Origin of the sequence: Halomonas sp. ND22Bw, assembly GCF_003011945.1 — a bacterium.
In the GTDB taxonomy this organism is placed as follows: Bacteria; Pseudomonadota; Gammaproteobacteria; order Pseudomonadales; family Halomonadaceae; genus Halomonas; species Halomonas halophila.
In genome coordinates, this window is record NZ_PXWD01001698.1 from 1 (window position 1) to 239 (window position 239).

Consider the following 239-nt stretch of genomic DNA (forward strand, 5'->3'; position numbering starts at 1 on the left):
GTCGTCGTCCAGAGCTGTAAGCCGCGCGACAATGTCGCGCGTCCCGCTCTCCAGCAGAACCAGGTCGAGCACGAGGTCTTCCCGCGACATCTTCGCCAGATTGAGCAGGCGTTGCTTTTCGCGGTGGGCCAGGATCGTGAGGAGCAGATAGAGGATGTCGCCCTTGAGACCTTCGAGCAGATCCTCCGCCGCCGTGTAGCGCTTCTTAGACATTCAGGGTGTGCTCGGAGAGGGTCTCC

Annotated in this window: 1 protein-coding gene; it reads right to left on the bottom strand. The window is 61.5% G+C overall.

What is annotated here, in order from left to right; all coding sequences use genetic code 11:
* Positions 1-213 (bottom strand): hypothetical protein (locus CVH10_RS24055; RefSeq protein WP_146143389.1); only part of this gene is annotated, 213 nt, incomplete at its 3' end.
* Between the last annotated feature and the right edge of the window lie 26 nt (positions 214-239).